12 protein-coding genes and 2 pseudogenes are annotated in these 13,014 nt (G+C 71.4%); 12 read left to right on the forward strand and 2 right to left on the reverse strand.

What is annotated here, in order from left to right:
• Positions 1–149: 149 nt before the first annotated feature.
• The 7 genes from ACWCPW_RS21705 (at position 150) to ACWCPW_RS21735 (ending at position 8,206) form a co-directional block, all read left to right on the forward strand.
• On the forward strand, positions 150–1,781 hold the full coding sequence (locus tag ACWCPW_RS21705) for a peptide ABC transporter substrate-binding protein (RefSeq protein WP_449763229.1): 1,632 nt from the start codon (positions 150–152) through the stop codon (positions 1,779–1,781).
• Between the two features lie 31 nt (positions 1,782–1,812).
• Positions 1,813–2,781 carry an ABC transporter permease gene (locus ACWCPW_RS21710; protein WP_449763230.1) on the forward strand — a complete coding sequence of 323 codons (969 nt, stop codon included), beginning with the start codon at positions 1,813–1,815 and terminating at the stop codon, positions 2,779–2,781.
• Positions 2,778–3,710 carry an ABC transporter permease gene (locus tag ACWCPW_RS21715; RefSeq protein WP_449763231.1) on the forward strand — a complete coding sequence of 311 codons (933 nt, stop codon included), beginning with the start codon at positions 2,778–2,780 and terminating at the stop codon, positions 3,708–3,710. Before ACWCPW_RS21710 ends, ACWCPW_RS21715 begins: the two co-directional genes overlap by 4 nt.
• Entirely contained in the window at positions 3,710–4,708 is a 999-nt protein-coding gene (locus tag ACWCPW_RS21720) for an ABC transporter ATP-binding protein (RefSeq protein WP_449763232.1), read from the forward strand. The genes ACWCPW_RS21715 and ACWCPW_RS21720 overlap by 1 nt, the downstream gene beginning before the upstream one ends.
• On the forward strand, positions 4,705–5,715 hold the full coding sequence (locus tag ACWCPW_RS21725) for an ABC transporter ATP-binding protein (RefSeq protein WP_449763233.1): 1,011 nt from the start codon (positions 4,705–4,707) through the stop codon (positions 5,713–5,715). The genes ACWCPW_RS21720 and ACWCPW_RS21725 overlap by 4 nt, the downstream gene beginning before the upstream one ends.
• Complete coding sequence (locus tag ACWCPW_RS21730) at positions 5,712–7,595, forward strand: prolyl oligopeptidase family serine peptidase (protein WP_449763234.1); 1,884 nt, start codon at positions 5,712–5,714, stop codon at positions 7,593–7,595. The genes ACWCPW_RS21725 and ACWCPW_RS21730 overlap by 4 nt, the downstream gene beginning before the upstream one ends.
• Positions 7,596–7,696: 101 nt before the next feature.
• Positions 7,697–8,206, forward strand: coding sequence for a glycerate kinase (locus ACWCPW_RS21735; RefSeq protein ID WP_449763235.1), 510 nt, complete (start codon positions 7,697–7,699; stop codon positions 8,204–8,206).
• 10 nt (positions 8,207–8,216) lie between these two features.
• Here ACWCPW_RS21735 and ACWCPW_RS21740 read toward each other — a convergent pair whose 3' ends face one another.
• The gene (locus ACWCPW_RS21740; protein WP_449763236.1) at positions 8,217–8,717 is read right to left on the reverse strand and encodes an ArsI/CadI family heavy metal resistance metalloenzyme; all 501 of its coding nucleotides are present in this window, start codon (positions 8,715–8,717) and stop codon (positions 8,217–8,219) included.
• A gap of 229 nt (positions 8,718–8,946) precedes the next feature.
• Here ACWCPW_RS21740 and ACWCPW_RS21745 point away from each other — a divergent pair, with 229 nt between their 5' ends.
• From ACWCPW_RS21745 to ACWCPW_RS21755, 3 genes and pseudogenes are all read left to right on the forward strand, one after another.
• The gene (locus tag ACWCPW_RS21745; RefSeq protein ID WP_449763237.1) at positions 8,947–9,312 is read left to right on the forward strand and encodes an ArsR/SmtB family transcription factor; all 366 of its coding nucleotides are present in this window, start codon (positions 8,947–8,949) and stop codon (positions 9,310–9,312) included.
• A 35-nt stretch (positions 9,313–9,347) separates the two neighbouring features.
• Positions 9,348–10,073 (forward strand): annotated as a pseudogene (locus tag ACWCPW_RS21750) (aquaporin); the annotation flags it as partial.
• A 117-nt stretch (positions 10,074–10,190) separates the two neighbouring features.
• A pseudogene (locus tag ACWCPW_RS21755) lies at positions 10,191–10,589 on the forward strand (arsenate reductase ArsC); the annotation flags it as partial.
• Between the two features lie 351 nt (positions 10,590–10,940).
• Here ACWCPW_RS21755 and ACWCPW_RS21760 read toward each other — a convergent pair.
• Entirely contained in the window at positions 10,941–11,111 is a 171-nt protein-coding gene (locus tag ACWCPW_RS21760) for a hypothetical protein (protein ID WP_449763238.1), read from the reverse strand.
• A 334-nt stretch (positions 11,112–11,445) separates the two neighbouring features.
• Between ACWCPW_RS21760 and ACWCPW_RS21765 the strand changes: the two genes are divergently transcribed.
• Together ACWCPW_RS21765 and ACWCPW_RS21770 are read left to right on the forward strand one after the other, a co-directional pair.
• Entirely contained in the window at positions 11,446–12,141 is a 696-nt protein-coding gene (locus ACWCPW_RS21765) for a GntR family transcriptional regulator (RefSeq protein ID WP_449763239.1), read from the forward strand.
• Positions 12,138–12,920 carry a carbon-nitrogen family hydrolase gene (locus ACWCPW_RS21770; protein ID WP_449763240.1) on the forward strand — a complete coding sequence of 261 codons (783 nt, stop codon included), beginning with the start codon at positions 12,138–12,140 and terminating at the stop codon, positions 12,918–12,920. The genes ACWCPW_RS21765 and ACWCPW_RS21770 overlap by 4 nt, the downstream gene beginning before the upstream one ends.
• Positions 12,921–13,014 lie beyond the last annotated feature (94 nt).

A 13,014-nucleotide genomic window follows, 5' to 3' on the forward strand; every position in this document is an offset into this window, starting at 1 on the left:
TCTCCTTACCCTTGATCACCGAGTCCCGGGGACATCCCGTACAGGGAAGGTCGAACACCATGATTCATGTACGAAACGAGCGCCGGCCGCGAAGAGCCGGACGGCTTCGAACTCCGGTCGGAAGCGCTCTGGCGGCACTCGCGGTTCTCGTGGCCACCGGATGCACGTCGGGCGCGCCCGCGCTCGCACCGGGGACGAACTCCATTCCCGACGTCCCGGTCAAGCAGGGCGGGAGCCTGGTCATCGGCGCGGAGCAGGAACCGGACTGCGCGGACTGGATCGCCACCTGCGCCGGGTCCATCTGGGGCACCTACCTCATGCAGGCCCAGACGATCCCGCAGGTCTTCACCGTCGTACAGCAGGGGCGGGACTGGGTCCCGGTCGCGTCCGACCTGATGGCCGAGACGCCCACCACCGCGGTGGCGGAGGGGCGGCAGACGATCACCTACCGGCTCAACCCGGCCGCGGTCTGGTCCGACGGGGCGCCGATCACCTCGGCCGACCTGAAGTACACCGCGCTGCAGATCCGCGACGGCAAGGACATCTTCAGCCGGAACGGCTACGACCTGATCGACTCGATCGACACACCGGACGCGCGGACCGCGGTGGTCGCGCTCAAGTCTCCCTACGCCAACTGGCGGCAGTTGTTCGGCGCCGAGTACGGGGTGCTGCCGGCGCACCTGCTCGAGGGCAAGGACCGCAACGCGCTGATGAAGAACGGCTACACGTTCAGCGGCGGCGCCTGGAAGATCGCCTCCTGGGTCAGGGGCACCTCCGTCACCCTGGTGCCCAACGAGCGCTACTGGGGCCCGAAACCGCACCTGGACAAGGTGACGTTCCAGTTCACCACCGACACCGCCGCCGAGTTCCAGGCGTTCGCCAGCGGCCAGCTCGACGCCCTGTACCCCACGCCGCAACTCGACGTGCTCTCCCAGATCAACTCGCTCGGCGGCAGCGCCAACATGCAGGTGGAGACCCGAACCGGGAACCTCCAGGCACTGTGGATGAACAACGCGGCGTTCCCGTTCGACTCCGCCGCGGTCCGCCAGGCGTTCGCCTACTCGGTCGATCGTGAAGCCATCGTGCGCAAGCTCTTCGGCTCGCTGGGCGTGGGCGCACCCGCACAGAGCTTCCTGTCACCCCTGGTGTCCGCGTTCGCGGCCGACGACTTCGCCGTCTACCGACGCGACGTGAACAAGGTGCGCGAGATCATGACGGCCGCCGGGTGGGCCAAGAACGGTGAGGGCGTCTGGTCCAAGGACGGCCGCGCCGCGCAGTTCACGATCGTCTCCCTCGCGGGCAACCAGAGCCGCGAACTCACCGAGCAGATACTGCAGTCGCAACTGCGGCAGGCCGGGTTCAAGATGACCATCAAGAACACCAGCGCGGCGAACCTGTTCGGCAAGGTCGCCCCGGCCGGGGACTTCCAACTGGGGTTGTGGACGCTGACCGACACCTTCCCCGAGCCCACCCTGGACGCCACCTTCGCCTCGACGTCGATCCCCAGCTCCGCCAACGGCGATTCGGGCATCAACTTCATCCGCGCGAACCTCCCCGGTCTGGACGCGCTGCTCGGCCGAGTCGGCACCGACGTCGAGCAGACCTCCCGGCTGCAGGCGTCCCGGCAGACGGAGAAGCTGCTCGCCGAATCCGTACCGTCGCTGCCCCTGGGGGCGGTTCCCAACATCCTGCTGACCGCCAAGAACGTCGCCGGCCCGATCAGCATCAACCCCGTCCGGGGCCCGTTCTGGAACCTCGCCCAATGGGGACTGGCGAAATGACCGGCGCCCGACTCCTCGCCGAGGACACCTCATGCTGAGATACACCGTGCGCCGGCTGGCGTACTCGCTGCCCGTGATGGTGATCGCCTCCTTCATCCTGTTCTGGGCGGTCCGCGCCACCTTCGACCCGCTCGCCAAGCTGCGCCAGTCGACCGACCCCGGCGCCGTGCGCCGACAGACCGAACTGCTCGGACTGGACCGATCCGTGCCCGAGCAGTACCTGCTGTGGATGAAGGCCTTCGTCACCGGGGACTGGGGCACCAGCACCAGGACCGGCGGGTCGGTGCTGCCGATGATCGGGTCCGCGCTCGAAGTCACCGTGCAACTGATGTTCTGGGGCGTGCTGTTCGCCTCCGTGATCGCCCTGGGCATCGGGGTCTACTCGGCGGCCCGCCAGTACTCGGCCGGGGACTACCTGCTCACCGGACTCTCCTACGTGGGCATCGCGATGCCCGCCTTCTGGCTCGGCCTGGTCCTGATCCAAGTCCTGGCGGTGTGGCCCAGGCAGCAGTTCGGCCTGAGTGAACCCCCGCTGTACTTCGTCGGCCTGCACTCGGTCGGCCGCACCGGCATCAACCCGGACTACTTCCGCCACCTGGCCCTCCCCGTGGTCACGCTGACCATCGGCCTGGTGGCGAGTTGGTCCAGGTTCAGTCGGGCCTCGATGCTGGAGGCCCTCTCGAGCGACTACGTGCGCACCGCCCGGGCCAAGGGCGTGCCGCGCCGCCGCATCCTGTTCCGGCACGCCCTGCGCAACGCGCTCGCCCCGTTCGTCACCGTCGTGGCGCTCGACGCCGCCGCCCTGGTCGGCGGCCTGGTCGTCACCGAACAGATCTACGCGATCCCCGGCATGGGGCGGCTCTTCCTGAGCTCGATCCTGGCCGGCGACGTGTTCGTGCTGATCCCGTGGATGCTCGTGGTGGCCGTCGCCGTGATCCTCTTCAACCTGCTGGCGGACGCGGCCTACGCGCTTCTGGACCCGAGGGTGGCCCTGCGATGACCGACTCCGCCGCATTCCGGACCGCCGAATCCGCGCCCCCGACCGCGCCGTCGCCCACCCCGGCCAAGACCGCACCGGCCGGGGACAAGCCCCGGCACCGGTTGGTGCTGGAACGATTCCTGCGCCACCGACTGGCCGTCGTGGGCCTGCTGATCCTGACCGCACTGGCGATCTCCTGCTTCGGCGCACGCTGGATCGCCCCCTACCCGCACAACCGACAAGACCTTCTGCCGGGTGCCCAACAGCCCTCCTCGGAACACTGGTTGGGCACGGACTCGCTGGGCCGCGACTACCTCAGCGAACTGCTGTTCGCCGGTCAGGTCTCGCTGGCGATCGGCATCTGCGTCGCGCTGCTGTCCACCGTCGTCGGCACCGCCGTCGGGGCGATCGCCGGATTCGCCAACGGCTGGGCCGACGAGGTGATCATGCGGGTGACCGACCTGTTCCTGATCGTGCCCGCCATCGCCGTCCTGGCCCTGGCCCTGGAGGCGCTGGGCCCCTCACCGGTGACCATCGTCCTGGTCCTGTCCGCGCTGGGCTGGACCATGATCGCCCGCGTGGTGCGCTCGCAGGTACTCACGCTGCGCAACAAGGAGTTCATCCAGGCCGCCCGGGTGATCGGCGCCTCGAACCCGCGGATCGTCGTGCGCCACCTGCTGCCCAACCTGACCGGCGTCATCGCGGTCAACGTGTCCCTGGCGGTCGCCTCCGCCATCATTCTCGAATCCACCACCAGCTTCCTCGGGTTCGGCATCCAGCCGCCCCAGTCGAGCTGGGGCAACATGCTCAGCCAGGCCGCCGGGCTGATCGGCACCTCGCAGGCCTACCTGCTGTACGTACCGGGCCTGGCGATCCTGATCACCGTGCTGGCCGTGAACTTCGTCGGCGACGGCCTGCGCGACGCCTTCGACCCGCAAGGAAGGCAATGATGAGCACCGACACGTCCCCCGTGCTGTCCGTGCGCGACCTCACCGTCACCTACCGCACCGACTCCGGCCCCGTGACCGCGGTCGAACGCCTGTCCTTCGACGTGGCCCCCGGCGAAACCCTGGGCATCGTCGGCGAATCGGGCTCCGGCAAGAGCGCCGCCACCATGGCGATCATGGGCCTGCTCCCGCGCAACGCGACCGCCGAGGGATCGGTGCTCTTCCGCGGACGCGAACTCCTGCACCTCTCCGACCGGGAACTGCGCACGATCCGCGGCAAACAGATCGCGGTGGTCTTCCAGGACGCGCTCGCCGCGCTCAACCCGATGATGACCGTCGGGGCGCAGGTGGCCGAGGCCATCAGCGTGCACGACGCGAGCCACGGGCGCGAGGCCCTGCGCGAGCGCACCGTCGACCTCCTGGACCTGGTCGGCATCGCCTCCCCGCGGGACCGCGCCGACCGGTACCCGCACGAGCTCTCCGGCGGCATGCGTCAGCGCGTGATGATCGCGATGGGCATCGCCAACGACCCCGCCCTGCTGATCGCCGACGAGCCGACCACCGCCCTGGACGTGACCGTGCAGGCACAGGTCCTGGACGTGATCGAACGGGTCCAGGACCGCACCCACACCTCGGTCCTGCTGATCACCCACGACCTGGGCGTGGTCGCCGGCATCGCCGAGCGCGTCATGGTCATGTACTGCGGACGCAAGCTCGAGGAGAGCCCGGTCGACGCGTTGTTCCACCAGCCCGCCCACCCGTACACGACCGGACTCCTGGGCGCCCTGCCGCGCATCGACCGGCGCGCGGCACGACTGGCGCAGATCCCCGGCCGGCCGCCGCTGCCGAGCGAGCGCCCCGCCGGATGCCCGTTCCAGCCCCGCTGCCCGCACGCCGTCCCGGCGGTCTGCGGCGAGGTCGACGCACCGCCCCTGGACGTCGGCACGAACCACACCACGGCCTGCGTGCGGTTCCACGAGATCGAGAAGGTGACGCGATGACCACGACCACGGTGGACGTCAGGGGGCTGGTGGCCGAGTACCGGACCGGACGCGGCCGCAAAGCCGCCGTCGTACAAGCCGTCTCCGGCGTGGACTTCTCCATCGCCCGCGGCCGCACCCTGGGCCTGGTCGGCGAGACCGGCTGCGGCAAGAGCACCCTCGGCCGCTGCCTGGTCCGGCTGGTCACCCCGGCCGGCGGACGGGTCCTGCTCGACGGAACCGACATCGCCACCGCGAATCGACGCACCCTGTCGGAGCTGCGCCGCCGCGTACAACTCGTCTTCCAGGACCCCTACTCCTCGCTCAACCCGCAGATGAGCGTGCGGGCGATCCTCGCCGAGCCGCTGCGCATCCACGGCCTGCACGCCGGCCGCGAACGCGAGCGGGTACACGAACTGCTGGACCTGGTCGGCCTCGACGCCGCGCACGCCCACCGCTACCCGCACCAGTTCTCCGGCGGGCAGCGCCAACGCATCGGGATCGCCCGGGCGCTGGCCGTGGAACCCGACCTGCTGGTCCTGGACGAACCGGTGAGCGCGCTGGACGTCAGCGTCCAGGCCGGCGTGGTCAACCTGCTGGAAGACCTCCAGGAACAGCTCGGACTCACCTACCTGTTCATTGCCCACGACCTGTCCGTGGTCCGGCAGATCAGCGACGAGGTGGCCGTGATGTACCTCGGCCGGATCGTCGAACACGCGCCGGTGGACTCGCTGTTCGAGTCGGCGCGGCACCCCTATACCCAGGCGCTGCTGTCGGCCGTGCCGATTCCCGACCCGCGCATCCAGCGCACCCGCAAGCGCATCGTGCTGGAGGGCGACATACCCAGTCCGCTCAACCCGCCCTCCGGCTGCCGGTTCCGCACGCGCTGCCGGAAGGCGCAGCAGGTGTGCGCGGACGTGACCCCGCCCCTGGTGGAGACGGGCGACGGACACCTGACGGCCTGCCACTTCGCCGAAGTCCTCGCGCAACCGGACGCCGGCGCCACCCCCGAGAGGACCGCCCCATGACCGAGTCCTGGCACCGCTTCTTCACCACCGACCGGATCCTGTCCATGCGACGCGGCCGGGGAGAGCGCGATCTCTCCCTGGTGGTCCGGGACACGGAGGACGGCCAGACACTCGCCCGATGGGACGCGGAGCAAGGCACCGACCGGCCGATCCCGGGCGAGTCCGGTTTCGGCGACCCCGGTGAGGCCATCCTCGGCGCGGACGGCGAATGGGTGCTCAGCCTGCACGACGACAACGGCTCCGAGGTCGGCCACGTGTGGGCCACGTCGCTGGACGGTGCCGAACGCCGCGACCTGACCCCCGCCCTCGCGCCCTACACGCTCCGGGGCATCGACACCGCCCGACGCGGCGACGCCACCGTGATCACCGCCGCCGCCCCCGACGGCTTCAGCCTCTGGCTCGTGCACAACTCCCGGACCCCGGCGCCCAGGCTGCTCTTCACCTCTGCGCACGAGGCATGGAACGGGCTCGTCTCCGCCGACGGGCGGACCGCCAGTATCGACACCACCGACCACAACCCCGGAGTGCGCCGCTTCGCCGTCACCGTCGTCGCGACCGACACCGGAAAGGTGCTCGACCGCCTCACCGACGGACCGAAGGCACCCGTGCGGGCGGTACGGTTCTCCCCGGTCGACGGGGACGGTCGCCTGCTCGTGTCCACCGAACGGACCGGTTTCGCCCGCCCGTGCGTCTGGAACCCCGCCGACGGCAGCCGGATCGACGTCGACGCCCCCCACCTCGACGGCGACCTGGTGGCCCTGGACTGGTCCGACGACGGCTCCCGGATCCTGCTGGTGCACGTCGACGAAGGCCTGCACCACGTGCTGGAGTTCGACCTGCACAGCCGAACTCTGACCGCGATCGCGCATCCGGCCGGGGCGTACTTCGAGCCCGACGTGGCCGCGGCCCACCTGAACCAGTGGGCCTCGCACTACGCCGCGGACGGAAGCATCCGCCTGCTCCGCCAGCGCTACGACGAGCCGCTCACCGTGCTGCGCGTCGACCGCCGGACGGGGGAGGTACTCCCTGCCGACGCGCCGACCCCCCGGGCGCCGGGCGTCCGCGCCGACTCGCACACCGTGCACTCCACCGACGGCACCCCCCTGCAACTGTGGGTGTGTCGACCCCCGAACGCCGACGGGCCGCTTCCGCTGGTGCTGAACCTGCACGGCGGCCCGAACCTGGTCTCCGTCGATTCCTACAACCCGCAGGCACAGGCCTGGGTCGCCTCCGGCGTGGCGTACGCGGCGTTGAACTACCGGGGCTCGGTCACGTTCGGCCGCCGGTTCCGCGAAGGCTTCATCGGCTCGATCGGCGACCGGGAGCTGGAGGACATCGAGTCGGCGGTTCGGCGACTGATCGCCGACGGCGTGGCCGACGCCGGACGAATCTTCGTCACCGGCGCCTCCTACGGAGGCTTCCTCTCCCTGTTGTCCGTAGGTCGGCTGCCCGAACTGTTCGCGGGGGCCATGGCGTTCGTCCCGATGGCCGACTGGGTGACCGCCTACGACGACATGAACCCGGCCCTGCGCGCGGCCTGGAAGGCCTTCTTCGGAGCCGCCCCCGACCTCGACCCGGATCGCTTCCGGCACTCCTCGCCGATCACGTACGTCGACGCGGTGCGCGCACCCGTTTGGATCATGCAGGCCACCCACGACACGCGTACTCCGCCCAAGCAGGCGTACGCCTACGCGAAGGCCCTGCAGGACGCGGGCGGGGACGTGTGCATCGACTGGTTCAGCGGCGGCCACGAGACCGGCAGTCGCGGGCAGGAGATCCACGACCAGCAGCGGATGGCGGACCTCGTGCGAGCCGCCCTGCGCGGTGCGCCCTGGTCCCGGGGGCCGGTCGAACCGCCGCCCGAACAGGGTCTCGGATGAGCCGGGGCCCGTTCGCCCCGCAACCACGCGACCCGGCTCGGGGCGCCGGCGCCGACTCGGGCCCTCGGCCGCGGGGGATGCCGGCCCCTCCGCCGTGGGCGATGCCGGCCCCTCGGCCATCGGGGACGTCGCCGGCGCCGCACGTCCTGCTCGCGCCGGACAAGTTCAAGGGCTCGCTCGGCGCGGCGCAGGTGGTCCGGCAGCTCGCGGCCGGACTGCGCCGTGCCCGCCCCGGCCTGTCGGTGACCGGCCTGCCCGTCGCCGACGGTGGCGAGGGCACCGTGGACGCCTTGGTCCACTGCGGCTTCCGGCGCCGCGAGGTCACCGTCGGCGGGCCCACCGGCCGGGCCGTACGCGCCTGCTACGCGCAACGTGGCGACACGGTCGTGGTGGAGCTCGCCCAGAGTTCGGGACCGTACTGGAGGCCGGACTCGACCGATTGCTCGCCGTCCTGGGGCAGACCGTGGGGCCGCGGGCCGCACGCCTCGCGGTGCTGCCGGGCGCGGGGGCCGCCGGCGGCAGCGGTTTCGGCGCCCTGGTCGGCCTGGGCGCGGCGCGGGGCGGGGCCGGCGGCGGTCCCGCGCGCCGGGGTGGTGCGGGACCGCCGGTGACGCGGGCGGGTCAGGCGCAGCAGCCGCCGGAGTTCGCGGGCTGCGGCTCGATCAGGTCCTGCGCGGTCGCGGGGGCGGGGGTGGGGACGCCGGTTTCGGTGGAGGGCAGGCAGCAGGCGGAGCCTTCGTCCTTGGCCATCCGGTCGGCGTCGCCCTTGACGACGTAGACCTCCCACGGTTCGGCGCCGGGGCCGTGCACCCAGACCTTGTCCTGGACGGCGTAGCAACAGGACGTGTCGTTTTCTTCGAGCGTGGCCAGGCCGGCTTCGGCGAGGCGGGTGGTGGCGGCGGTGACCTGGTCGGCGGTCTCGACCTCGACGCCGAGGTGGTCCATCACCGTCGGCTCGCCCTCGGTGCCCTGGATGAGGACGAGCTTGAGGGGCGGCTCCGCGATGGCGAAGTTGGCGTAGCCGTCGCGGAGCTTGGCGGGTTCGGTGCCGAACAGCTTGCTGTAGAAGGCGATCGAGGCAGGCAGGTCGGCTACGCGCAGGGCGAGTTGTACACGGGACATGACGGGACCTCCGGGAGGTGGCTGGACGGGGGACGGGAAGGTGATGGGAAGGGGATGGGAAGCCGACGAGTGCGGGCGGGGCGGACCGGAATGCCTCGTGGATGCCGGTGGCCCGGGCCCGGGCGCCGTTCATGAGGTCCATCCCGAGGTTCCCGGTCGCCCCCTTGTATTGATGAGCATCGATATCGGCAACCTTGCCACCGGTATAGACACCTGTCAATATCGACGTATGTCGAATTCCAAGACGCTTCCGCTTCCGGAGGCGGATCGCGCCGAGGCGGTGCCGTGCTGCGCGCCGCTGTCGCGCGAGCCGCTGGGGGTCGAGGACTCCGAGCGGATCGCGGTCATGTTCAAGGCGCTGGGCGACCCGGTGCGGCTGCGGTTGTTCTCGCTGATCGCCTCGCACGAGGGCGGTGAGGCGTGCGTGTGCGACATCCAGGACGTGGGAGTGTCGCAGCCGACGGTGTCGCACCACCTGAAGAAGCTGCGCGACGCCGGGCTGGTGACTTCGGAGCGGCGCGGGACGTGGGTGTACTACAAGGTCGCGCCGCCTGTGGTCGCCGCGCTCGCGGGCGCGCTGGACCTCTCCTCGTGAGCGGCGGACTCCCGGTCGCGCCCGCATCCACGGACGTGGAGGCGGACGTGGACGTGCGGCCGGCGCCGGACGTGACGCCGGCCCCGATACCGCTCGTTCGGCGGGCGGCAGCCGAGCTCGTCGGTACCGCCGCGCTGGTCACGGTCGTGGTCGGGTCCGGTATTCAGGCCACCGAACTGAGCGGCGACGTGGGCGTACAACTGCTCGCGAACTCGCTCGCGACCGTGTTCGGGCTCGGCGTGCTGATCCTGCTGTTCGGGCCGGTCTCCGGAGCCCACTTCAATCCGGTGGTCACCCTCGCCGAGTGGTGGACCGCCCGCCGCGGCGGGCCCGGCGTGACCGGCCGCGAGGTCGCCGTGTACGTCCCGGCCCAGGTCGCGGGCGCGATCGGGGGCGCCGTCCTGGCGGACGCGATGTTCGACCGTGCGCTGGTCGAGTGGTCGGGCCACGATCGTTCGGCCGGGAACCTCCTGCTCGGCGAAGTGGTCGCGACCGCCGGACTCGTACTGCTGGTCTTCGGTCTCGCCCGGACCGACCGGCTGCGGTTCGCGCCGATCGCGGTCGCCTCCTACATCGGCGCGGCCTACTGGTTCACCTCGTCCACCTCGTTCGCGAACCCGGCGGTCACCGTCGGCCGCGCGTTCTCCGACACCTTCGCCGGCATCGAACCTGCCTCCGTGCCCGGCTTCGTCGTCGCCCAGTTCGGCGGCGGGGTCGTCGGTCTGGCGCTGGTCGCCGTCGTGTTCGGACGTCCCGGCAGGTTCGGGGCCGACACCCGGCCACCGGGCGACACCGCCCCGCCGGGAGCCGCGGTGCGAACCGTCCCGCCCGCAGTCGCAGTGCAGCCGCCGTCACCCCCGGAAGGGAACCCGATCGACATGCCCGACAAGCCCTCCGTGTTGTTCGTCTGCGTCCACAACGCGGGTCGCTCCCAGATGGCCGCCGGATTCCTGCGTCACCTCGCCGGTGAACGGGTCGAGGTCCGTTCCGCCGGATCCGTTCCCGGCGACCGGGTCAACCCCGTCGCCGTCGAGGCGATGAAGGAGGTCGGCGTCGACATCGCCGACCAGAACCCCAAGGTGCTCACCCCAGAGGCCGTGCGGGCGTCGGACGTCGTCATCACCATGGGGTGCGGCGACGCCTGTCCGATCTTCCCCGGGAAGCGCTACCTCGACTGGCGGCTGCCCGATCCCGCGGGTCGGGGCATCGACGCCGTGCGCCCCATCCGCGACGAGATCGAGCAGCACATCCGCACCCTGATCGGCGAACTCCTGCCCGGCGACCCGGCCGTCGGCGCGGCGACCCCCCCTCGCGAGGCCGGGCGGCCCGATCCGCACGCCGCGATCAACCCTGCGGCACGACCGTGACCACCTGAACCACCGTCCGTGCCGTGCCGTGCCGGGGCACGGCACGCGCAGTCCGGTGGCGGAGGCGGCTCAGTCCAGGTCGTACGCGGTGTCGTGGTGTGGTTGATAGAGCCCGATCGTGCCCGCGCAGGGTACGGCCAGGGTGGTGACCGAGCCCCAGCCCTGTTCGGTGATGTCGGTGGTGAACTCGACGCCCTTGGCCTTCAGTTATCAGCCCGTCGAGCCGCTTCGGCGGTACACGCCGGCCCGGGATGTCACGTTTTACTGGCGTTTGGCCGGGGGTGGCACCGCCGGGGCGAAGTTGGCGAACGGCTCGGCGGCTGTGATCAGAGCTGCCAGGGCCGGGGACGTGGCGGCGTCGGGATGCGCGGCCAAGGCCTCCCGGGCGCACGTGATCGCGGCGCGCAGGTCCTCATGGCGCGAGGTGGGCATCGGGTTCCCTCCGGGACCGAAACGATGATCTTCCGGAGTCGTTTCCGGCCTCGGACAGCGATGATATCCGAGGCCGGACGGCGAACCGGACGGAACGCCGCAGTCGTTCGGGGCAGGGGACCGGATCGCGCCATGCGGGGCCCGAGGGGTCGTCCCGGTCGTGGAGCGCACCGGCCGCACGGCTTCCGGCGAATGCGCACCCGCCATCCGCCATCCACCATCCGTTGTCCACAACCCGCGGTCCGTCATCCGTCCTCCGTCGGGAACGGCGCGGGGAAATGTGGCGTCGAACGCCACTTGCACGGCTGATATGCCACTTGTATACATGATGTTCATGAGTGGCGTACAAGCTGCGAGCCCGCAACGCGGCTCCGCGCAGGACGTGACCTACCGCTGGCTGAAGCGGCACATCGCGCAGATGCCTCGGCACGACGGCACCTTCCTGACCGAGTCGGAGGTCGCGCAGGCGGCGGGGACCTCGCGCACCCCCGTGCGGGAGGCCCTGCTCCGGCTCGAAGCGGAGGGTTTCGTGCGGATCGTGCCGAAGAAGGGCGCCTACGTGCCGCCGATCTCGGACGCCGAGGTCCGCGCCGTGATGCAGGCCCGGGAGCTGGTCGAGGATTGGACCATCCGGCGGGTCACCGCGCGGGGGCCGGAGCTCGCCGCCGAGTTGGAGCGCCTGGTGGCGGAGCAGGCGGGGTTGCTCGCCGATCCGGTCGCCTTCATCGACTGCGACCGGGTGTTCCATCGCACGATCGTGCAGGCGGCCGGCAACCCCGTACTGGCCGAGTTCTACGAATCGTTGCGGGACCGGCAGATCCGGATGGGGCTGCGCGCGGTGGCCCGTACCGAGAGCCGGGCCCGGGCCGTGCTCGACGAGCACGGAGCGATCGCCGCCGCGGTGCGCGACGGCGACGCGGAGCGGGCGGGGCAGGCCGTCGCGGCTCACCTGTCGAGCACGCTGGCTGCCCTGAGCGTGCCGGACATGGCGGACTGGACCGGGCTCGCCCCCCGAGAGGACGGCTCATGAGGATCGCCCTGCTACAGGTCGCCAGCCCGCCGGAGGAGTCCCCGCAGCGGCGGCGGGAGCGGGTCGACCGGATGGTCACCCGGGCGCGGGGAGCGGACCTGGTCGTGCTGCCGGAATTGTGGGCGGCCGGCTACTTCGCCTTCGACGCCTACACCGAGCGGGCCGAGACCCTGGCCGGTCCCACCGTGACGGCGGCTCGCGGCTGGGCCCGGCGGCTCGGCGCCCACGTGCACCTCGGCAGCATCGTCGAGCGCGACGACCGGGGACGCCTGTTCAACACGGCCGTGCTGCTCGACCCGGCAGGCGAGATCGTCCACACGTACCGCAAGGTGCACGTCTTCGGCTACGCCTCCCGCGAGGCCGAACTGCTCACCCCGGGCGACACGTTGGAGGTCGCCGACACCGGGCTGGGCCCGATCGGCGCGACCACCTGCTACGACCTGCGCTTCCCCGAGCTGTGGCGGGGGCTGGTCGATCGCGGCGCGAAGTCGGTGATCGTACCGGCCGCCTGGCCGGCCGCCCGACGCGAGCACTGGCGGCTCTTCACCACCTGCCGCGCCGTGGAGGAGCAGGTACTCGTCATCGCGTGCAACGCGGTCGGCACGCAGGAGGGCGGCGTCGAACTCGGCGGCCACAGCCGGGTCGTCGACCCCTGGGGCACCGTGCTCGCGGAGGCCGGCACCGCGGAGGGCGTGACCTGCTGCGACGTCGACCCCGCGGTGATCGACACCGTACGGGCGGAGTTCCCGGTGCTCGCCGACCGCCGTTGGCCGCTCTGACGGTCGCGGGCACCGGGAAGAAGTACTGACGACCGGGGCGCGGACCACCCGGGCGGCCTTCCGATTCCGGTCGACGCGCAGGAGTTCGTCCGCG

It is taken from the genome of Embleya sp. NPDC001921 (assembly GCF_053594475.1).